Consider the following 20,313-nt stretch of genomic DNA (forward strand, 5'->3'; position numbering starts at 1 on the left):
GACACCGGCCGCACAGGTGTCTGACCCCGGCCGCACAGGTGTCTGACTCCGAAGGTGTCAGACACCCTTCGTGTACACCAAGCCCTCAAAGCTCGCCATAAGAATGCAAGCCTGACAGGAACATGTTGACGCCCAAAAACGCGAATCCCGTCACCAGCAGCCCCACCAGCGCCCAGTAAGCCGCCAGTTGGCCCCGCAGGCCCTTCATCAGCCGCATGTGCAGCCAGGCCGCGTAGTTCAGCCACACGATCAGGGCCCAGGTTTCCTTCGGATCCCACTGCCAGTACGCGCCCCAGGCGTCGGCCGCCCACAGCGCCCCCAGGATGGTTGCCACCGTGAAGAACGCGAAGCCGATGGCGATGGCCCGGTACATGATGTCGTCGAGCACTTCCAGGGAAGGCAGCGCCCGTGCGATACGCGCGCGGCCCATCAAGATGCCGCCCACGATCAGTACGCCCACGCCAAAGTAGATGATCCAGGTGGCCGACACGCCCTCGGTACGGAACACGATGGGTTCCACGCACAGCAGGACGCCCAGCACGAACAACGGCGCCAGCTTGACCCACGAAGTCGTCGAGCCATGCTGCTTGACCAGGTACGCAAAGCCCACCATGGCGGCCAGCGAGAACGTGCCGTAGCCGATGAAATTGGCGGGCACGTGCAGCTTCATCCACCAGCTTTTGAGCGCCGGTACCAGCGGCTGGATCTGCGCCGCATCGCGCGTAAAGGCGTACCAGAGCAGGAAGATCGTCGCCGATGAAATCACCAGCAGCACAAAGCCGCCCAGCGCGCGCGTGGCGTACTTGCGCTCGTAGTACAGGTAGAACAATGCGGTGATCAGCGAAAACAGCACGAAAACTTCGTACAGGTTGCTGACCGGGATATGCCCCAGGTCCGGCCCCATCAGGTGCCCCTCGCGCCACCGCACCAGCATGCCGGTCACGCCCGAGAACACCGCGCCCCAGGTCAGGGCGGTGCCCAGCCACGCCGCCGTGGGGCTGAAGATGCCGATCCAGTAGCACAGCGTAGCCAGGATGAACAATGCGCTCATCCACAAAATGGCCGACTGCGACGAAAACAGGTACTTCAGGAAGAACACCTGCTCGGCGCGTCCCAGGTCGTTGCCGTACAGCAGCACGGCCAGGCCTGCGGCCAGTGCACACGCGATCATCAGCCGGCGCAGCGGGCGCCACAGCCAGCCCATCCAGGTCGCCAGCAACACCGTGCCGCACAGGATGATCTTCTCGTAGTAATCCATCGCGGTGCTGTAGCGCGTCAGCGCAAAACCCGCGCCCACCGCCAGCAATACGAAGAAAACCATATCGGTCCAGTCGGGGCGGCCGCGCACGGCGCGCGCGTCACCGGTGGCCGACAGCGGCGGCTGCCAGGCGGCATCGGACGATGATGAGGAAGTAATCACGGACATGGCAAACCTCAGGGCCTGTTGCGGCTCAGCAGCGCTTGCTTGAAGCGCTCGAATTCATGATTGAAGTCCAGTGTACGCTTCTGGGACGTCATGGCGGCCTGGACATCGCTGCCTGCGCCATCGGCGGCGGGCTTGACCCAGACCCACACGCGCCGGTCGCGAATGTAGAACATGGAAAACACCCCCAGCACCAGCAGCAGGCAACCGATATACACGGCGTTCTTGCCCGGCGTGCGGCTGACCTGGAATACGCTGGCCTGCTGGTGATTGAAGTCGCTCAGGGTCAGGAACACCGGCGCGGGATATACGTGCAGGTCAGAAAGCGCGGCGACCGCCAGGCGCGACCACTGTGCCGCGCGCTCGGCCTGCTCACCCTCGGTGGCCACCGGTGGCTGCCCGGCACGTTCCCGGGCCACGTCGCGCAGTTCGGCCATCGACACGCCAATAAGCCGGATGACGACATCGGCGGCACGCGCCAGGTCGTCGGGCGGCGTATTGGCCTGCAGGAAGTTCGCAATGGCCTGCAGCCCACCCTGGGAAAATGTCTGCAGCGCCCGTTCGGCGGCCGTCTGCAGCGCCGGGCGTTCCGCAGGCGACGGGCTGTTGCGCTCGGCAAAGCGCCGCGCGGCTTCGCGACGCGCGGCCGGATCGGCCAGCGCGGCCCGCAGGTTCATGAACTCGGCCAGCGAACTGTCGGCATCGGCCGGAATGCGCAGATACCGGTAGTTCTCGGAGGCATTGTTGCGCACCCCCGCCAGGAACACCGCGGCGCCATCGAGCTCCACGGGCAGCATATAGTTCATGAACTCATGCGCCTGCCCGGCCTGGTCCAGGAGCTTGTACTCGATGCTTGGCCCCACATTGCGCAGGTTCTCGTTCTTCTTGCCCGCCGCGCTGCCCGCCACCGATGCCACGTGTTCGCCCAGCGTCAGCGGGTTGCCGCTGGGCGTGCCGCCGGTCAGGTCCTCGACGTTGATGGGCCGCAGCGCCGTGATGTCGATGGCCATGCTGCGCGGGCTGCCATCGGCGCCATGCGCGGTAATCTCGGCAGGCTTGCCCACCGTGCCCGTCACATCGAAGGTGGCTCCGCTGGTGCCCACCAGCGGGTAGCCCTTGAGGGTGACGCTGCTTCCGCCATCGTCGAAGCTGGACTGATATACGGTGACGCCCTTGTAGCGCAGGGGCTCGTTCACCTCGATGGTGGATTCGAACGACTTGCCGGTTTCGGGGTCGACCACTTCCACCTCGCTGGCAAAGCGGCTGGGCATGCCGGTGGAGTAATAGTCGATCAGGAATTTCTTCAGCTTCAGGGTGAACGGCAGGGGTTGCACCAGCGCGCCGTCGCCCACCATGACCACCGCCGTGCTGGCCTGGCCGCCCTCGGGCACCAGCACGCTGGCCCGGAAACTGGGGTTCGCGGGCGACAGCCTGCCGCTGGGCGGCACCTCGGAAATCAGCATGTTCTCGACGATAGGCTGCTTGCCGGCCAGCAAGACCTGCAGGCGCACGGCCAGTTCGCTGTCGAGCAATCCGCCCAGGCAGATGATCACCAGCGCCGCGTGGGCGCAGATATAGCCCAGCCGGTTGGCGCTGCCCTTCTTGGCTGCCAGCATGATGCCGTCGCCGTCGCGGCGTTCGCGCACCGCATAACCCTGGCCGACGAGCACGCCCTTGATATCGCCGGCCGCCTGCTCGGCCGGCGCCGCATCGCGCATCTCGACCCGATGGGGAAACGCCCGCAGGCTGCTGGCGCGCACATGCTCGCGGAACGAGCGCGCATCGCGCAGCATCTTGGGCGTGTTGCGGATCAGGCACAGGGTGGTCGACACGACCAGAAAGCCCATGATCGCCAGGAACCACCAGCTGTTGTAAACGTGCCAGATCGAGAACTTGTCGAACACCTCGAACCAGAAGGGCCCGAACTGGTCGATATAGGTGCTGGACGACCGGTTCTGCACCAGCACGGTGCCCACGACGCTGGCCACGCAGATGAACATCAGCAGGCTTACCGCGAAACGCATCGAGCCCAGCAACTCGAACAGGTCAGTCGGCAGGCTGCGCAAGGGGCGGGAAGGAGGCAATGTCTTGCTCATAAAAAAAGGGGGGCCGCGCACCGGCTTCCCCCCTTATGACAGCGCGCCCGGAATCCGGTTCCGGGTGGCGCGAGTAATGCAGCGCGGGCCGGCCGCGCGTGACCAGACAGGCGCTTAGCGCAGGCCTGCGGCGTAGTCGGAAACGGCCTTGATATCGGCGTCCGACATGCGATCGGCGATTTCCTGCATCACGGCGTTATTGCCGCGATCGCCGCTGCGGAACAGCTTGAGCTGTTCTTCGATGTACGAGGGGAACTGGCCCGCCAGGCGCGGATACTGGGCGGGAATGCCGGCGCCATTGGCCCCGTGGCAGGCTGCGCAGGCCGGCACGTTGCGCTCGGGCAGGCCGCCGCGCCAGATCTTGCGGCCGAGTTCGACCAGATCTTCGTGGCCGGCCGTGGCGGGCTGCTGCAGCGACTGCTGAGTCAGGTAGAAAGCCACATTCTGCATGTCTTCGGGCGTCAGGTTCTGCGCCATGGGCGTCATGGGCGACGGATTGCCGTCGGGGCCATTGCGCAGGGGCTTGTCGGCGCCTTCCTTGGTCTGGAAGTCGGCCAACTGCTTGACCAGATATTCGTGCGGCTGGGCAGCCAGGTTGGGGTTGGCGGGAATGCTGCTATTGCCCGCCGGGCCATGACAGGAAGCACAGGCGACAATGCCGCGCGAGGCATCGCCTTGGTCGTACAGTTGGGCACCCTTGGCCGCATCCGGCTTGGCCGGGCCCGCGGCGCCGTCGGCGGCGAAACTGGGTGAAATTACGGACGCACCGAGCATCAGCCCGCTTGCTACCAACATCCGGGACAGCACACGCTTCATTGAAAACCTCGACGATCGGATCTCGATCAAGGCGCCAAGGCGCCCCATGCCTGCCCCATGCCATGCCGATGCGAACACATGTTCGCTCCGGGCCCTTGATACCGCCGGTTCGTTGCTTTCAACGGGCGGAATAAGCCTATGCAATGCAGGGGGACCACTGTTGCAAACGCACGATTATACAATAGGGTTCGCAACCAACCGTATCGGCCCAATCCGTGTCCCTCCTGCACCGCGCCACTTTCGTCATCTCGGCAGCCCGCCTGGACCAGCTGCCCGCCCCCGGCGCGCCCGAAGTCTGCTTCGTCGGCCGCTCCAACGCCGGCAAATCGTCGGCCATCAATGTGCTGTGCAACCAGCGCCGGCTGGCGTTTTCCAGCAAGACGCCCGGCCGCACCCGCCTGATCAACATGTTCGGGCTGCCTGACCCCCTGGCTCCCGACCAGCACCTGGGGTTTCTTGTCGACCTGCCTGGCTATGGCTATGCATCGGTCGCGCACAAAGAAAAGGAAAAGTGGGCCGACATCCTCGGCGGCTATCTGCGCGACCGCCAGTCGCTGGCCGGCGTCGTGCTCATCATCGACATTCGCCGCGGCGTCACCGAGCTCGACCGCCGGCTGGCCGATTTCATCGCCCCCACGGGCCGGCCGGTGCTGGCCCTGCTGTCCAAGGCCGACAAGCTGCCGTACGGGCAACGCCAACGCACCGTGTTCGCCGTGCGCAAAGACCTGGCCGACATCGGCGCGCTGCATACCGTACCGTTTTCCGCCACCGAGCGCATCGGTCTGCCCGAAGCCACCCAATACATCGAAAACTGGATTTCTCCGAAGGTCGTGCCATGAAGCCGCACATCATTACACCCGCTTTCCCGATTTCGCGGCCGCGCCGCCTGCGCCGCGATGATTTCACCCGTCGCCTGGTGCGCGAACACGCCCTGACGGTCAACGATCTCATCTACCCGGTATTCGTGGCAGACGGCACGGGCCTGCGCCAGCCGGTGCCTTCCTTGCCCGGCATCGTGCGCTACTCGCCCGACACCTTGCTGGAAGCCGCCGAAGAATGCGTCGCCCTGGGCATCCCCGTCATGGCGCTGTTTCCCGTCATCGACCCCGCGCTCAAGACCCCCGACGGCATCGAGGCCACCAACCCCGACGGCCTGGTCCCGCGCGTCGTGGCGGCGCTCAAGCAGCGCTTCCCGCAATTGGGAGTGCTGACCGACGTGGCGCTCGACCCTTACACCAGCCACGGGCAGGACGGCGTCATCGACGAAGAAGGCTACGTGCAGAACGAGCCCACGGTGCAGATCCTGATCCGGCAGGCGCTGGTGCAGGCGGCCGCCGGCGTCGACATCGTGGCGCCCAGCGACATGATGGACGGGCGCATCGGCGCCATCCGCCAGGCGCTCGAAGCCGAACAACACATCCACACCCGCATCATGGCTTACTCGGCCAAGTACGCCAGCGCTTTCTACGGCCCGTTCCGCGACGCCGTGGGTTCGGCCTCCAACCTGGGCAAGTCCAACAAAATGGCCTACCAGATGGACCCGGGCAACATCGACGAAGCGCTGCGCGAAGTCGCGGCCGACCTGCAGGAAGGCGCCGACATGGTCATGGTCAAGCCCGGCATGCCGTATCTGGATGTGGTGCGGCGAGTCAAGGACACCTTCCGCGCGCCGACCTTCGCGTACCAGGTCAGCGGCGAATACGCCATGATCAAGGCGGCCGCCGCCAACGGCTGGCTCGACCACGACAAGGTCATGATGGAAGCCCTGCTGGGCTTCAAGCGCGCTGGCGCCGACGGCATCCTGACCTACTTCGCCGTCGAGGCCGCCAGGCTGCTCAAGCAGCAGTAAGGCGTTCGCAGGTGTTGCCCTGTGTCGGGCTCCCGCAGGGTGCCTGACACCGCCGTGCACGAGACACATGATCAAGGCGGCCGGGGGGCCGCCTTCCGGGTATCGGGCTGCGGCCCGCTGCTAGCGCGCCAGCACGCGATCCAGCACCGCCGCAAAACGCGGGGCATCCTGAAAGCCGATCACGCGCGCATCGGCAATCGGGGCGCCGCCGGGCGCAAAGAACAGTATCCCCGGCGGGCCGAACAGACGGAACCGCTTCAACAGCGCACGGTCGTCGGCATTGTTCTCGGTAACATCGGCCTGCACCAGCAGCAGTTGCGACATACGGCTTGCCACGCCCGGATCCGAAAACGTAAAGCGCTCCATTTCGCGGCACGACACGCACCAGTCGGCGTAGAAATCAAGCATCACGGGCCGGCTGCTTTGCGCCAGCAGGGCGTCGAGTTCCGCATTGCTGCGAACCCGCACAAATTCCACCGGGCCCGTGGCGGCTGCGGCCACCTGCGTGCCTGCGGTGCGCTGGGCCAGATGAGACAGCGGCTGCAGCACATCGCGGCCGCCGCTGGCCGCGCCCGCCAGCCACACCACCGCCGCCAGCGCCAGCAACACCCCCAGGCCCTTGGCGAACATGCGCGGCGCTCCCGCGCCGGGGGGCAGGGCGTCGAACGCGCGCAGCATCACCGCGGCCACAACGGCCAGGAACGCCCATCCCACCATTTGCAACCACGTTGGCACCACGGGGATCAGCATCCACCACGCAGTGGCCAGCAGCAGCATCCCGAACGCGCGCTTGACGCCGTCCATCCAGGGGCCGGCCTTCGGCAACAACGCGCCGGACGACGCTCCTACAACCAGCAGGGGCACGCCCATCCCCCAGGCCATCGCAAACAGGGCCGCGCCGCCCAGAACCACGTCGCCGGTCTGCGAGATATAAAGCAGCGCACCGGCCAGCGGCGCGGCAACGCAAGGCCCCAGGATCAGCGCAGAAATCGCGCCCATGGCAAGCGCGCCGGCCGCCCGGCCGCCCGGAATCCGTGCCGCGCGCGCCGACAGCCAACCTTGCATCGCGCCCGGCACCTGGAAGTCGAACGCGCCGAACGTAGCCAATGCCAGCAAAACCAGTACAAGGGCGAACGCGGTCAGTATCCAGGGCGTCTGCAGCCATGCGGCCAGGCCGGCGCCGCTCAGGCCTGCGGCCACGCCCAGCAGCGTATAGACCACCGACATACCCAGCACATACGCTGCGGCCAGACCGAGCCCACGCGCGCGGCCCGGGCGTTCCTGCCCCTGGCCGCCCACCAGAATGGACGACAGAATGGGAATCATGGGCAACACACAGGGCGTAAATGCCAGCAGCAGCCCCAACACAAAGAATACGCCGGCCGTTTTCAGCCAGCCCAAGCCGCCGATCGCATCGGCCAGGCCCAGGTCGCCCGCCGTAAGCAACGCGCCCAGGCCTGTTGGCGACCCGGTCTGGCCTGACGGGGCGGCCGCCACGCCCCCCGCCGCGCCCGCCGTCTGCAACGAATAACCGCCGGCCACGGGGGCCAGCGTCACCTGGTGGTCGGCAGGCGGGTAACACAACCCTGCATCGGCGCACCCCTGGCTGGTGATCGTCACCGTAAACGGTTGCTCTGCGGAAACAGGCACGGCGACGCGGACTTGGTCGTAGTAAACCTCCATGTCTTTCTCGAAGGTGGGGTCATACTTGACCTTGCCGGATGGATACGTGGGTTCGCCCAGCGTTGCCGCGCCCGGGGGGCTTACTGAAAGCGCAAAACGCTCGCGATACATGTAGTAGCCCGGCGCAATGCGATAACGCAGCTCGAGCTGGTCGGGCGCGGCCATGGCGGCGCTGAAGACGAAGGCCTGTTCGGGAGGCAGGAAATCCGACTCGGTCAGCGCCGCGGCAGGGCGGCTTGCCAACCCGGCACACACCGCCAGCAGGGCCAGGCAGCCCAGCAACCAACCTCGCCACGCCGGGCGCGCACGAACCAGAAACTGATGCATCGGAATCTCTTTATTGCTTGCATGAGGCCGGCCATGCCGGCTCCACATTCCGGGCCACGGCCCGGGCGCTATTGCGGCTGCTGGCCGCCGGCCTGTTCGCGCACCCAGCCCAGGTAGGCTGGGCTGCCGCCGATAACAGGCACGACAATGATCTCGGGCACGTCATAGGGATGCAGCCGGGACAGCGCGTCGATCAGCGCCTGCTGCCGGCCCGCGGTGGTCTTGATCCACATGGGTATCTCGTCCGCCCCTTCGATTTCGCCTTTCCAGCTATAGATGGACAGCACAGGCGCGCCAAGGTTCACGCAGGCGGCCAGCCCGTCTTCGACCAGCACGTGGGCAATGCGCTTGGCCAGCAGAAGGTCCGGCGCATTGCTGATCACCATCACGATATCGTCGTCGCGCGACATGATAGCTCCTGGAAGTGGCCGGCCAAGCCGCCAATACGGTATTTTATCGGCACCGCGCATCGCGCCATCGCCGCCGAGGCCAGCCCCATGTCGGAAAACTGCCTGTTCTGCCGTATCGCCCGGCAGCAAATTCCCGCCCACGTTGTTCACCAGGATGACGACATCCTGGCGTTCCTGGATATCCAGCCGGTGCGGCGCGGCCACGTGCTGATCATACCCAGGCAGCATTATGCCTATTTCGAAGACATGCCCGACGCGCTGGCCGGCCGCATCATGGCCCTGGGTCAACAACTGGCGCGCGCCATGAAGCGGCTATACCAGGTCGAGCGCGTGGGTTTTGTCTATACCGGCATCCACGTCGCCCACGCCCATGCCCACTTGATTCCCATGCACCACCCGCAAGACATCACATCCACGCAGTACATCGCGCAGCAAGACCTGCAGTTCATCATGCCGGCCCAATGCCCGGCCGACCAACTGACTGATACGGCGGCGCAGCTGCGCCGGGAACTCGCGAGCGGCTGATCCGGCCGGCCAGGCGGCGGCCCCAGCGGTCAACGCCCGGCCGCCTTCGGGTCGCACAAAAAACAAGGGCGGGCCCGAAAGCCCGCCCTTGCGCTTATTCACCGGCCGGATTTACTCGGCAGCGTTGTCAGCCTCGGTTTCCGAAACTTCAGGGCGATCAACCAGTTCCATGTAGGCCATGGGAGCGTTGTCGCCTTGACGGAAGCCCATCTTCAGCACGCGGGTGTAGCCACCGTTACGGTTCGCGTAGCGCGGACCGATTTCGGCAAACAGCTTGACCACGGCAGCGCGATCACGCAGACGGGCAAATGCCAGACGCTTGTTCGCCAGGGTGGGTTCCTTGCCCAGGGTAATCAGAGGTTCAACGACGCGGCGCAGCTCTTTCGCCTTGGGCAGCGTGGTCTTGATCGCTTCGTGGGTGATCAACGAAACGGCCATGTTGCGAAACATGGCAAGACGGTGACTGCTGGTGCGGTTGAGCTTACGCAAGCCATTACCGTGACGCATGATAAGTTCCTTTTGAATCTAAAGACGGTGCATGCACCGTCGGGTTGCCCGGCTCTTCTATCGGCCTGTTGCCAGCCCGCGGTCCGGTGAAAAAAGCTTCTGTGACGATCTGAATTCAGCGTGTTTTGGTTTCGGCAGGCCCTCTCGGGCCTTAACTTCGCTACGCGAAGTCTGCCTTCACCGAAACTGGCCTCAGGGCCTTTCCAGGCCCAGCGGAGGCCAGTTTTCCAGCTTCATGCCCAGGGTCAGGCCGCGTGCGGCCAGGACTTCCTTGATCTCGTTGAGCGACTTGCGGCCCAGGTTCGGGGTCTTGAGCAGCTCGTTCTCGGTACGTTGGATCAGATCGCCAATGTAGTAGATGTTTTCGGCCTTCAGGCAGTTGGCCGAACGCACCGTCAGCTCCAGGTCGTCGACCGGGCGCAGCAGCACGGGGTCGATCTGCGGGGTGCCGCGCACCGGCGCTTCGTACGAATCGCCCGCGCCTTCCAGGGCGGCAAACACCGAAATCTGATCCATCAGAATGCGGGCCGACTGGCGCACTGCTTCTTCAGGCGAGATCACGCCGTTGGTTTCGATGTCCAGCACCAGCTTATCCAGGTCGGTACGCTGTTCGACACGAGCGCTTTCAACGGCATAGCTCACGCGGCGCACGGGGCTGTACGAAGCGTCCAGGACGATACGGCCAATGGTATGGGTGCGGTCTTCGGACAACGCACGCACGTTGCCCGGCACATAGCCGCGGCCCTTCTCGACCTTGATCTGCATTTCAACCTTGCCGGCTTCGGTCAGGTTGCAGATGACGTGGTCGGGGTTGATGATCTCGACGTCGTGGGGCAATTCGATATCGCTGGCCACCACGGTGCCGGCGCCATTCTTGCGCAGCACCAGGGTCACTTCGTCGCGGTTGTGCAGCTTGAAGACGACGCCCTTCAGGTTCAGCAGGATGTCCACGACATCTTCGCGCACGCCCGGGATGGTCGAGTATTCGTGCACCACGCCGGTCATTTGCACTTCGGTCGGGGCATACCCCGTCATCGAAGACAGCAGGATGCGGCGCAGGGCGTTGCCCAGCGTGTGGCCGTAGCCGCGTTCGAAGGGCTCCATCACGATCTTGGCATGATGGGTGCCGATCGGTTCGACTTCGATGGAACGCGGCTTCAGAAAACCTTGAGTGGACATTTACAGTATTCCTTTTCAATACCCTCGGCTCGTTACACCGATAAGGCTGATGGAAACAAGAAAAAGCGCGGCAGATTGCCGCCTGCTACTTACCGCAAAGCCCGCCCCGCAAAAATTGGCGGAAGCGGGCTCGCGAGACCTGCAATCGGATACGCGGCACACGTCGCACGGCCACCGGGGCCGCGCGTGTGTCGATTAACGCGAGTACAGTTCGACGACCATCGATTCGTTGATGTCGCGAGCGACGTCAGCGCGATCGGGCACCGACTTGAAGGTGCCGGCCATCTTGTTGGTGTCGACTTCCACCCATTGGGGGATGCCGATGCTGGAAGCCAGGTCAAGCGCTTCGCGGATACGGCCTTGCTTCTTGGCCTTCTCGCGCACCGTGATCACATCGCCGGCCTTGATCAGCATCGACGCGATGTCGGCGGTCTGGCCATTGACTTCGATGGCGCGGTGGCTGACCAGCTGGCGAGCTTCGGCGCGCGTCGAGCCAAAGCCCATGCGGTACACCACGTTGTCCAGACGCGATTCCAGCAGCTGGATCAGGGTTTCGCCGGTGTTGCCACGACGGCGCTCGGCTTCGGCAAAGTACTTGCGGAACTGCTTTTCCAGCACGCCGTACATGCGCTTGAGCTTCTGCTTTTCGCGCAGCTGCAGGCCGTAGTCGGAAGTGCGGGCGCCCGAAGTGCGGCCATGCTGGCCAGGCTTGGAATCCAGCTTGCACTTGGAATCCAGCGAGCGGCGGGCGCTCTTCAGGAACAGATCAGTACCCTCGCGGCGCGAGAGTTTGCATTTGGGTCCAGTATAACGAGCCATTTGGATTCCCTTTAGATACGACGACGCTTCGGCGGACGGCAGCCGTTGTGCGGCACAGGCGTGATATCGGCAATGCTCGAGATCTTGATGCCCAGGGCATTCAGAGCACGCACCGACGACTCACGGCCGGGGCCGGGGCCTTTGATACGGACTTCGAGCGTCTTGATGCCGTATTCCAGCGCAACCCGGCCGGCGGTCTCGGCGGCCACCTGCGCGGCGAACGGCGTCGATTTGCGCGAGCCCTTGAAGCCAGCGCCACCCGATGTCGCCCACGACAGGGCGTTGCCCTGCCGGTCGGTGATGGTGATGATGGTGTTGTTGAAGGACGCGTGAACGTGCGCGATGCCGTCCGAGACGTTCTTCTTGACCTTTTTGCGCACGCGCGAAGCGCCGCTGGTGGAAGCTTTCGCCATTATCCTGTTCCTCGATTATTTCTTCAGGGACGCAGCAGCACGACGCGGTCCCTTGCGGGTGCGGGCGTTGGTGCGAGTGCGCTGGCCGCGCACGGGCAAACCGCGCTTGTGACGCATGCCACGATAGGTGCCCAGATCGATCAAGCGCTTGATCGACAGTTGCACTTCGCGGCGCAGGTCACCTTCGACCGTGAACACGCCCACGTGTTCGCGGATGCGTTCCAGTTCAGCGTCGGTCAGGTCCTTGACCTTTTTGGAAAGGGGTACATTTGCTGCTTCGCAGATTTTGCGAGCGCGCGTACGACCGATGCCAAAAATGGCGGTCAGGCCGATCTCGGCGTGCTGTTGCGGCGGAATGTTAATGCCAGCAATACGGGCCATGACTGTTCCTTGAATATATCCGTTGCGTGTCGCTAACCAGGGTTAGCCTTGACGCTGCTTGTGACGCGGGTCGGTGCAGATGACGCGCACCACGCCGTGACGTTTGATAACTTTGCAGTTGCGGCAGATCCGCTTAACCGATGCCATTACTTTCATGGTTGACTCCTAATTTTCCGTAATCCGGTCCGTTTACTTCGAGCGGAACACAATTCTTGCCCGCGTCAGGTCATAGGGCGTGAGCTCCACAGTGACCTTGTCGCCCGGCAAGATCCGGATGTAATGCATACGCATCTTGCCGGAAATATGGCCTAGCACCACGTGGCCGTTTTCGAGCTTGACGCGAAAAGTCGCGTTGGGGAGGTTCTCGAGAACCTCACCTTGCATCTGGATGACGTCGTCCTTAGACATTCTCTTCTGCTATCGCATCGGCAAACCCGAGGAGCCCTTGAAGTTCGCCTTCTTCAGCAAGGAATCGTACTGGTGCGACATCATGTAGGCCTGAACCTGCGCCATGAAGTCCATCGTCACCACCACGATAATCAACAAGGACGTGCCACCAAAATAAAACGGTACGTTCCAGCGCATTACCAGGAACTCAGGCAGCAGGCACACCAACGTGATGTACAGCGCACCGACCAGCGTCAGGCGCATCAGGATCTTGTCGATGTAGCGCGCCGTCTGCTCACCCGGACGGATGCCAGGAACGAAAGCACCGCTCTTTTTCAGGTTGTCTGCAGTTTCGCGGCTGTTGAACACCAGGGCCGTGTAGAAAAAGCAGAAGAAAATGATCGCGGCGGAATACAGCGTGATGTACAGCGGCTGGCGCGGCTCGAGTGCCGCGGCCAGGTCGCGCAGCCACAGCATGCTGTCGCCCGTCGAGAACCAGCTCGTGATCGTAGCGGGAAACAGGATGATCGACGACGCGAAGATCGGCGGAATCACCCCGGCCATGTTCAGCTTCAACGGCAGGTGCGAACTCTGGCCGCCGTAGATCTTGTTGCCCACCTGCCGCTTGGCATAGTTGACAGTGATCTTGCGCTGCCCGCGTTCGACGAACACCACGAACGCAGTCACCAGAACCACCAGCGCCACGATGAACAGCGCCGAAGGCACGGCCATCGCGTTGGTGCGCACCAGGTCCAGCAGCCCGGCCAGAGCCGAAGGCAAACCGGCTACGATACCCGCGAAAATCAGGATCGAGATGCCGTTGCCCAGGCCGCGCTCGGTGATCTGCTCGCCCAGCCACATGATGAACATGGTGCCGGTCAGCAGCGTCACGACCGTCGTGAAGCGGAACAACATGCCCGGATCGATCACCAGGCCCGGCTGGGATTCCAGCGCCACCGAAATACCCACCGCCTGCACCAGCGCCAGCACGACCGTGCCATAGCGGGTGTACTGGGTGATCTTGCGGCGGCCGGCCTCGCCCTCTTTCTTGAGGGCTTCCAGCGAAGGAACCACGACGGCCATCAGCTGCATGATGATCGATGCAGAGATGTACGGCATGATCCCCAGGGCGAAGATCGAAAAGCGCGACAGCGCGCCGCCCGAGAACATGTTGAACAGGCCCAGGATTCCACCCTGGTTCTGGCGGAACAGATCCGCCAGCGCTTCCGGATTGATACCCGGAACAGGGATGTGCGTACCCAGACGGTAAACCATCAGGGCGAGCACCAGGAACGCGAGCCGGCGCTTCAAATCGCCGTACCGCGATCCGGTCTTGCCTAGTGCCTGTGCATTAGCCACGTGTTACCTCGCAATCAAGCAAGCGAGCCGCCCGCGCCTTCGATGGCGGCGCGCGCGCCGGCCGTCGCGGTGATGCCCTTGAGCGTCACCTTGCGCGAGAGTTCACCAGACTTGATGACCTTGGCGTAGCGCACAGCCTGGCCCACGACACCGGCGGCCTTCAGCACTTGCACGTCGACCTCGTCGGCGGACAAGGCCTGCAAGTCCGACAGGCGGACTTCGGCGTAAAGGTGCTGACCCAGGGGCTTGAAGCCACGCTTGGGCAGGCGGCGCTGCAGCGGCATCTGGCCGCCTTCGAAGCCGACCTTGTGGAAACCGCCCGAGCGCGACTTCTGGCCCTTGTGGCCACGGCCGGCGGTTTTGCCCAGACCCGAGCCGATGCCACGGCCGACGCGGCGCTTGGCGTGCTTGGCGCCCTCGGCGGGCTTCAGCGTATTGAGTTGGATTTCCGACATCGTAATTCCTTAGGCTTCCGAGACGGTCACGAGATAATCCACCTTGCGGATCATCCCGCGCACCTCGGGCGTGTCGACCAGGACGCGGCTGCTGTTGATGCGGCGCAGACCCAGGCCGCGCACGGTGTCGCGGTGGGATTGCTTGGTGCCGATCACCGAGCGCACGAGGGTAACTTTGATCTGCTTCTGAGCCATGATTTACCCCAGGATCTCTTCAACAGTCTTGCCGCGCTTGGCAGCGACTTCCGACGGAGTCAGGGAAGCGCGCAGGCCGTTGAGCGTGGCACGGACCATGTTGTAGGGGTTGCTGGAGCCGAGGCTCTTGGCAACCACGTTACGCACGCCCATCACTTCGAAGATGGCGCGCATCGGGCCGCCGGCAATCACGCCGGTACCTTCGGCAGCGGGCGAAATCAGCACGGTGGAAGCGCCATGCTTGCCAACCACCGAGTGATACAGCGTGCCGTTCTTCAGGGCAACCTTGAACATGCCGCGACGGGCCTGTTCCATTGCCTTCTGAACCGACACCGGCACTTCGCGAGCCTTGCCCTTGCCCATGCCGATACGGCCATCGCCGTCGCCCACCACGGTCAGCGCGGCGAAGCTCATGGTGCGACCACCCTTCACCACCTTGCTGACACGGTTGACTGCGATCATTTTCTCGCGCAGGCCGTCGTCGTTCTCTTTTTCCGCGGCGCCTTTGCCTTGTACTTTAGCCATTTGACAGATCCTCGCTTAGAACTTCAGGCCGGCTTCACGCGCGGCATCGGCCAGCGCCTTCACGCGGCCATGGTAACGAAAGCCCGAGCGATCGAAAGCCACCAGCTCGATGCCGGCCGCCTTGGCCTTTTCGGCAACGCGCTTGCCCACCAGCGTCGCAGCGGCAGTGTTGCCGCCCTGGCCGGTTTGACCGGCCAGCTGCGCACGCACTTCGGGTTCCAGCGTGGAAGCGCTGACCAGCACGCGATCGCCTTCCGGCGAAATAATGTTGGCGTAGATGTGCAGGTTCGAGCGGAAGATCGAGAGGCGATGAACGCGCAGCTCGGAAATCTTCCGACGGGTCGCAACCGCACGACGCAAACGGGAAACTTTTTTGTCCATGATTCGTCCTTGCGTGCGCCGTTATTTCTTCTTGGTTTCTTTGATGATGACGCGCTCGTCCGCATAACGCACGCCCTTGCCCTTGTAGGGTTCGGGTTCGCGATAGGCGCGGATTTCAGCGGCCACCTGACCGACGACTTGCTTGTTGGGGCCTTTGATGATGATTTCCGTCTGGCTCGGGCATTCAGCCTTCACGCCAGCGGGCAGCTTGTGCACGATGTCGTGCGAGAAGCCGAGCTGCAGCTTGACGGCATCACCCTGGGCCTGGGCGCGGAAACCCACGCCAACCAGGTTCAGCTTGCGTTCGAAGCCCTTGCTCACGCCGGTGACCATGTTGGCCACCAGGGCGCGCACGGTACCCGACATGGCGCCGGCATGGCGCGAGTCGTTGGCGGCAACAAACGTCAGCTTGCCGTCGTCCAGGGTGATGTTGACGTCACCGGTCAACGCCTGGGTCAACGTGCCCAGCGGGCCCTTGACGGTAATCTGATCCTGCTGGATGTTGGCTTCAACACCCTTGGGCAGCTCGACCGGATACTTAGCGATACGTGACATTCAAGATCTCCTTAGGCCACGTAGCACAGCACTTCGCCGCCGACGCCGTTTGCACGGGCCTTGCGGTCGGTCATGACGCCGCGCGAGGTCGAAACGATGGCCACGCCCAGGCCGTTCATGACCTGAGGAATGTTGCTGCGGCCCTTGTAGATACGCAGGCCGGGGCGCGAGACGCGTTCGATGCGCTCGATGACCGGACGGCCGGCGTAGTATTTCAGGGTGATTTCCAGCTCCGGCTTGGCCGGGGTGCCCTTGACTTCAAAGCCGTCGATGTAGCCTTCGTCCCGCAGCACGGCGGCGATAGCCGCCTTCAGCTTCGAGGAGGGCATGCTCACCGTAACTTTGTCAACTTGCTGCGCATTGCGAATGCGAGTCAGCATATCGGCGATGGGATCGCTCATGCTCATGTTTTATTCTCCTACCAGCTGGCCTTGGTGATGCCGGGAATTTCACCCTTCATCGCCATTTCACGCAGTTTGTGGCGGGTCAGGCCAAACTTGCGGAAGACGCCGCGCGGACGGCCGGTAACGGCGCAGCGGTTACGCTGGCGCGTCGGGTTGGCATTGCGCGGCAGTTGTTGCAGCTTCAGCCGAGCTTGGTAACGCTCTTCGTCGGTCTTCGACTGGTCGTCGATGATCGCCTTCAGTTCGGCGCGCTTGGCGGCGTACTTGTCGGCCAGCTTGGCGCGCTTGATGTCGCGATTGATGAGGGAAAGTTTAGCCACGTCATCAGCCTCTTAGTTACGGAACGGGAAGCTGAAGGCGGTCAACAGCGCCTTGGCTTCTTCGTCGGTCTTGGCGGTAGTGGTGATGCTGATGTTCAGCCCACGCAACGCGTCGATCTTGTCGTACTCGATCTCGGGGAAAATGATCTGCTCTTTCACACCGATGTTGTAGTTGCCACGACCATCGAAGGCACGGCCCGAGATGCCGCGGAAGTCGCGCACGCGAGGCAGCGCCACCGCCACCAGGCGATCCAGGAATTCGTACATGCGCTGGCCGCGCAGCGTGACCATGCAGCCGATCGGGTAGTTTTCGCGGATCTTGAAGCCGGCAATAGCCTTGCGGGTCTTCGTCACCACGGGCTTCTGGCCGGCGATCTTGGCCAGGTCGGCCACGGCATGCTCGATAACCTTCTTGTCGGCAACCGCTTCCGAGACACCCATGTTCAGGGTGACCTTGGTGATGCGCGGCACTTCCATCAGGCTCTTGTAGCCAAACTTGCCCTGCAGCTCAGGAGCAACCTTGCTTTTGTAAAGATCTTGCAAACGAGACATGTGTGTCGCCCCTTACGCCTTGGCGCCAACAACGGCGCCATTGGAACGGAACACGCGGACCTTGCGACCGTCGATCACTTGGACACCGACGCGATCGCCCTTGCCCGTGGCCGGGTTGAACAGCGCCACATTGGAAATATGGATCGGCAGGGTCTTTTCGACGATACCGCCCGGATTGTTGGCCATGGGATTGGCCTTGACGTGCTTCTTGACGACGTTGACGCCCTCGACCAGAACGTGGTCGGCATCGACGCGAGCCAGCACGGTACCGCGCCGCTTCTTGTCGCGGCCGGTCAGGACGATGACTTCGTCGCCTTTACGGATTTTGTTCATCGAGGGCTCCTTACAGCACTTCGGGGGCCAGCGACACGATCTTCATGAACTTCTCGGTACGCAGTTCGCGCGTAACGGGTCCGAAGATGCGGGTGCCGATAGGCTCCAGCTTGGCGTTGAGCAATACGGCGGCATTGCCACCGAAGCGGATCAGCGAACCGTCTTTGCGGCGCACGCCCTTGGCGGTGCGAACCACCACGGCGTTGTAGATTTCGCCTTTCTTGACGCGGCCGCGGGGGGCTGCATCTTTGACGCTCACCTTGATGATGTCGCCGATACCGGCATAACGGCGCTTGGAGCCACCGAGCACCTTGATGCACATGACAGCGCGCGCACCGGTGTTGTCGGCCACGTCCAGCGTGGTCTGCATTTGGATCATGATTTTTCCTGTTCCAACTTAACCGGAAACATGGTTTTCCACCCTGGAAACCCCGCATTTCCCGCCAGTTTTGGTCCCGTCAGGTCCGCCGCCCGCTTTAAAGACAATCTTCAAAGGCAATGCCGCGACCCTGGGTTGAAATCCTGCGGATGCTTCTCCCGCCACCGCTAATTGCCCTGACGGCCCGCAGGACCAGCCTGCAAATACCGTGCAAATCAATAACGATAAGTCGGGAAAGCTGTCAATTCTACCCCGGCCGAGGGCAACATGCAAGTCCTGGCGCCCAATCATTTGGTGTGCCGCCGGGCAGGTGTTGCGTCCGCGCGGCAAGGCAGGGCGGCCCCGGTGCGTCCCTGAAATTTGCGGGCGCGCGCAGGCGGCGCGCGCAGGCCGCGCCCGGCGGGCCGGTCCGGGCCAGCGCCACCTGCCGCAATTGGCCCCCGGCTGGGGTGGCACAGTGGACCAAGCACAGCCGGCCAAGCTGGTTTAGACTGAGAGGCACTTTACTGCCCCTTTCTTTCGCAAGGAACTCTGGAATGTACGAACAATTGGCGCTGTATATCGACGGCGAATTCCTGGCCGGCGAAGGCCGCCGCACGCAAGATGTCATCAATCCGGCCACGCTTGAGGTGCTGGGCCAATTGCCGCATGCCACCGAAGCCGACCTGGATCGTGCGCTCGCCTCTGCCCAACGCGCCTTCGAATCTTGGAAGCACAGTTCGCCCATGGAGCGCTCGGCTATTTTGCGCAAGGTGGCGTCGCTGTCGCGCGAGCGCGCCCAGGAAATCGGCCGCAACATGACGCTGGATCAGGGCAAGCCGCTGGCCGAGTCGGTGGGCGAGATCACCTCCTGCGCCGAACATGCCGACTGGCACGCGGAAGAATGCCGACGCATCTACGGGCGGGTCGTTCCGCCGCGCAACCCGAACGTGCGCCAGTTTGTCGTACGCGAACCCATCGGCGTATGCGCCGCGTTTACCCCCTGGAACTTCCCTTACAACCAGGCTATTCGCAAGATCGCCGCCGCCCTGGGCGCCGGTTGCACGGTTATCCTGAAAGGCCCCGAAGACTCGCCCAGCGCGGTCATGGCAATCGCCCGCATGTTCCACGAAGCCGGCCTGCCCAAGGGGTGCCTGAACGTTGTCTGGGGCGAGCCCGCCAAGATATCCGACTACCTGATCCGTTCGCCCATCGTGCGCAAGGTCTCGTTCACCGGCTCGGTGCCGGTGGGCAAGCAGCTGGCCGCGCTGGCAGGCGCGCACATGAAGCGCGTAACGATGGAACTGGGCGGCCATTCCCCGGTGCTGGTGTTCGATGACGCCGACGTCGGCCGGGCTGCCGAGATGCTGGCGAAGTTCAAGATCCGCAATGCCGGCCAGGTTTGCGTGTCGCCGACCCGCTTCTATGTACAGGAAAAGGCCTACGAAGAGTTCCTTGCCCGTTTTACCGAAGTGCTCAAAGGCGTAAAGGTGGGCGACGGGCTGCAGGAAGGCACCCAGATGGGGCCCCTGGCGCACGAACGCCGCGTGCCCGCCATGAGCAAATTCGTGGAAGACGCCCGCCAGCGTGGCGGCAAGATTGCGCTGGGCGGCGAGCCGATGGACCGCAAGGGCTACTTCTTCTCGCCCACGGTGGTTACCGAGGTGCCTGATGATTCGATGTTGATGACCGAAGAACCGTTCGGCCCCTTGGCGCCGGTGGTTCGCTTCAAAGACACCGACGAAGTCCTGCGGCGCGCCAATAGCCTGCCTTTCGGCCTGTCGTCGTACGTGTTCACGAACTCGTTGCAGACCGCGACCAAGGTCAGCAATGGGCTCGAGGCGGGTATGGTCAATATCAACCACTTCGGCAGTGCGCTGGCCGAGACGCCTTTCGGCGGCATCAAAGACAGCGGCATCGGCAGCGAAGGTGGCCTGGAAACCTTTGACGGATACCTGGTCACCAAGTTCATCACGCACGTGTAGGCCCAGCTTGGTGCAAGGGGGCCTGCGCCAGGCGTCAGGCTCCCGCACGGTGCCTGACCGCCTGGAAGGGCAAAAA

The 20,313-nt window shown here is 63.4% G+C and carries 27 protein-coding genes; 4 read left to right on the plus strand and 23 right to left on the minus strand.

Annotated features, from left to right (window positions below; all coding sequences use genetic code 11):
• Positions 1-85: 85 nt before the first annotated feature.
• The 3 genes from ccsB to CAL18_RS17985 all read right to left on the minus strand — a co-directional run bounded on the left by ccsB (position 86) and on the right by CAL18_RS17985 (position 4,335).
• Complete coding sequence (gene ccsB / locus CAL18_RS17975; RefSeq protein ID WP_038852331.1) at positions 86-1,426, minus strand: c-type cytochrome biogenesis protein CcsB; 1,341 nt, start codon at positions 1,424-1,426, stop codon at positions 86-88.
• A gap of 8 nt (positions 1,427-1,434) precedes the next feature.
• Positions 1,435-3,519 carry a cytochrome c biogenesis protein ResB gene (locus CAL18_RS17980; RefSeq protein ID WP_026639663.1) on the minus strand — a complete coding sequence of 695 codons (2,085 nt, stop codon included), beginning with the start codon at positions 3,517-3,519 and terminating at the stop codon, positions 1,435-1,437.
• Between the two features lie 114 nt (positions 3,520-3,633).
• Complete coding sequence (locus tag CAL18_RS17985; protein WP_026639664.1) at positions 3,634-4,335, minus strand: c-type cytochrome; 702 nt, start codon at positions 4,333-4,335, stop codon at positions 3,634-3,636.
• A 215-nt stretch (positions 4,336-4,550) separates the two neighbouring features.
• Between CAL18_RS17985 and yihA the strand changes: the two genes are divergently transcribed.
• Positions 4,551-5,174, plus strand: coding sequence for a ribosome biogenesis GTP-binding protein YihA/YsxC (gene yihA, locus CAL18_RS17990; protein ID WP_026639665.1), 624 nt, complete (start codon positions 4,551-4,553; stop codon positions 5,172-5,174).
• A complete protein-coding gene (hemB, locus tag CAL18_RS17995; RefSeq protein ID WP_026639666.1) occupies positions 5,171-6,184 on the plus strand; it encodes a porphobilinogen synthase in 1,014 nt (337 codons plus the stop codon). Before yihA ends, hemB begins: the two co-directional genes overlap by 4 nt.
• Positions 6,185-6,304: 120 nt before the next feature.
• Here the strand turns inward: hemB and dsbD are convergent, their stop codons facing one another.
• Complete coding sequence (gene dsbD / locus CAL18_RS18000) at positions 6,305-8,194, minus strand: protein-disulfide reductase DsbD (protein ID WP_094818463.1); 1,890 nt, start codon at positions 8,192-8,194, stop codon at positions 6,305-6,307.
• Between the two features lie 68 nt (positions 8,195-8,262).
• Positions 8,263-8,604, minus strand: a complete 342-nt coding sequence (cutA, locus tag CAL18_RS18005) for a divalent-cation tolerance protein CutA (RefSeq protein ID WP_094797605.1) — start codon at positions 8,602-8,604, stop codon at positions 8,263-8,265.
• Between the two features lie 87 nt (positions 8,605-8,691).
• Between cutA and CAL18_RS18010 the strand changes: the two genes are divergently transcribed.
• Positions 8,692-9,129 carry an HIT family protein gene (locus tag CAL18_RS18010; protein WP_094818464.1) on the plus strand — a complete coding sequence of 146 codons (438 nt, stop codon included), beginning with the start codon at positions 8,692-8,694 and terminating at the stop codon, positions 9,127-9,129.
• 111 nt (positions 9,130-9,240) lie between these two features.
• Here CAL18_RS18010 and rplQ read toward each other — a convergent pair whose 3' ends face one another.
• The 18 genes from rplQ to rplN form a co-directional block, all read right to left on the minus strand.
• Complete coding sequence (gene rplQ / locus CAL18_RS18015) at positions 9,241-9,636, minus strand: 50S ribosomal protein L17 (RefSeq protein ID WP_026639670.1); 396 nt, start codon at positions 9,634-9,636, stop codon at positions 9,241-9,243.
• A gap of 192 nt (positions 9,637-9,828) precedes the next feature.
• Positions 9,829-10,815 carry a DNA-directed RNA polymerase subunit alpha gene (locus CAL18_RS18020; protein ID WP_026639671.1) on the minus strand — a complete coding sequence of 329 codons (987 nt, stop codon included), beginning with the start codon at positions 10,813-10,815 and terminating at the stop codon, positions 9,829-9,831.
• A gap of 195 nt (positions 10,816-11,010) precedes the next feature.
• Positions 11,011-11,634 carry a 30S ribosomal protein S4 gene (gene rpsD, locus CAL18_RS18025; protein ID WP_026639672.1) on the minus strand — a complete coding sequence of 208 codons (624 nt, stop codon included), beginning with the start codon at positions 11,632-11,634 and terminating at the stop codon, positions 11,011-11,013.
• 11 nt (positions 11,635-11,645) lie between these two features.
• Positions 11,646-12,047, minus strand: coding sequence for a 30S ribosomal protein S11 (gene rpsK / locus CAL18_RS18030; protein ID WP_006216516.1), 402 nt, complete (start codon positions 12,045-12,047; stop codon positions 11,646-11,648).
• Between the two features lie 15 nt (positions 12,048-12,062).
• On the minus strand, positions 12,063-12,428 hold the full coding sequence (rpsM, locus tag CAL18_RS18035) for a 30S ribosomal protein S13 (RefSeq protein WP_012251748.1): 366 nt from the start codon (positions 12,426-12,428) through the stop codon (positions 12,063-12,065).
• Positions 12,429-12,470: 42 nt separating this feature from the next.
• Entirely contained in the window at positions 12,471-12,584 is a 114-nt protein-coding gene (gene rpmJ / locus CAL18_RS18040) for a 50S ribosomal protein L36 (protein ID WP_003806928.1), read from the minus strand.
• Between the two features lie 33 nt (positions 12,585-12,617).
• Complete coding sequence (gene infA / locus CAL18_RS18045) at positions 12,618-12,836, minus strand: translation initiation factor IF-1 (RefSeq protein WP_003806927.1); 219 nt, start codon at positions 12,834-12,836, stop codon at positions 12,618-12,620.
• A gap of 9 nt (positions 12,837-12,845) precedes the next feature.
• Positions 12,846-14,174 (minus strand): preprotein translocase subunit SecY, encoded by a 1,329-nt coding sequence (secY, locus tag CAL18_RS18050; RefSeq protein WP_026639673.1) that lies wholly within the window; start codon positions 14,172-14,174, stop codon positions 12,846-12,848.
• Positions 14,175-14,188: 14 nt separating this feature from the next.
• On the minus strand, positions 14,189-14,629 hold the full coding sequence (gene rplO / locus CAL18_RS18055; protein WP_026639674.1) for a 50S ribosomal protein L15: 441 nt from the start codon (positions 14,627-14,629) through the stop codon (positions 14,189-14,191).
• Between the two features lie 9 nt (positions 14,630-14,638).
• Positions 14,639-14,824, minus strand: coding sequence for a 50S ribosomal protein L30 (gene rpmD / locus CAL18_RS18060; RefSeq protein WP_026639675.1), 186 nt, complete (start codon positions 14,822-14,824; stop codon positions 14,639-14,641).
• A 3-nt stretch (positions 14,825-14,827) separates the two neighbouring features.
• Positions 14,828-15,349, minus strand: a complete 522-nt coding sequence (rpsE, locus tag CAL18_RS18065) for a 30S ribosomal protein S5 (protein ID WP_026639676.1) — start codon at positions 15,347-15,349, stop codon at positions 14,828-14,830.
• Positions 15,350-15,364: 15 nt separating this feature from the next.
• Positions 15,365-15,730 carry a 50S ribosomal protein L18 gene (gene rplR, locus CAL18_RS18070; protein WP_026639677.1) on the minus strand — a complete coding sequence of 122 codons (366 nt, stop codon included), beginning with the start codon at positions 15,728-15,730 and terminating at the stop codon, positions 15,365-15,367.
• Between the two features lie 21 nt (positions 15,731-15,751).
• The gene (rplF, locus tag CAL18_RS18075; RefSeq protein WP_026639678.1) at positions 15,752-16,285 is read right to left on the minus strand and encodes a 50S ribosomal protein L6; all 534 of its coding nucleotides are present in this window, start codon (positions 16,283-16,285) and stop codon (positions 15,752-15,754) included.
• Between the two features lie 11 nt (positions 16,286-16,296).
• Positions 16,297-16,692: a 30S ribosomal protein S8 gene (gene rpsH, locus CAL18_RS18080; protein ID WP_026639679.1), complete on the minus strand. Its 396-nt coding sequence runs from the start codon at positions 16,690-16,692 to the stop codon at positions 16,297-16,299.
• 11 nt (positions 16,693-16,703) lie between these two features.
• A complete protein-coding gene (rpsN, locus tag CAL18_RS18085; protein ID WP_094797606.1) occupies positions 16,704-17,009 on the minus strand; it encodes a 30S ribosomal protein S14 in 306 nt (101 codons plus the stop codon).
• A gap of 12 nt (positions 17,010-17,021) precedes the next feature.
• Entirely contained in the window at positions 17,022-17,561 is a 540-nt protein-coding gene (rplE, locus tag CAL18_RS18090) for a 50S ribosomal protein L5 (protein WP_026639681.1), read from the minus strand.
• A 12-nt stretch (positions 17,562-17,573) separates the two neighbouring features.
• Positions 17,574-17,894, minus strand: a complete 321-nt coding sequence (gene rplX / locus CAL18_RS18095; protein WP_026639682.1) for a 50S ribosomal protein L24 — start codon at positions 17,892-17,894, stop codon at positions 17,574-17,576.
• A 10-nt stretch (positions 17,895-17,904) separates the two neighbouring features.
• On the minus strand, positions 17,905-18,273 hold the full coding sequence (rplN, locus tag CAL18_RS18100) for a 50S ribosomal protein L14 (RefSeq protein WP_005017313.1): 369 nt from the start codon (positions 18,271-18,273) through the stop codon (positions 17,905-17,907).
• Between the two features lie 536 nt (positions 18,274-18,809).
• Between rplN and CAL18_RS18105 the strand changes: the two genes are divergently transcribed.
• Positions 18,810-20,237 (plus strand): NAD-dependent succinate-semialdehyde dehydrogenase, encoded by a 1,428-nt coding sequence (locus CAL18_RS18105; RefSeq protein ID WP_026639683.1) that lies wholly within the window; start codon positions 18,810-18,812, stop codon positions 20,235-20,237.
• Positions 20,238-20,313 lie beyond the last annotated feature (76 nt).

Source organism: Bordetella genomosp. 7, assembly GCF_002261415.1.
GTDB lineage: Bacteria > Pseudomonadota > Gammaproteobacteria > Burkholderiales > Burkholderiaceae_B > Bordetella_A.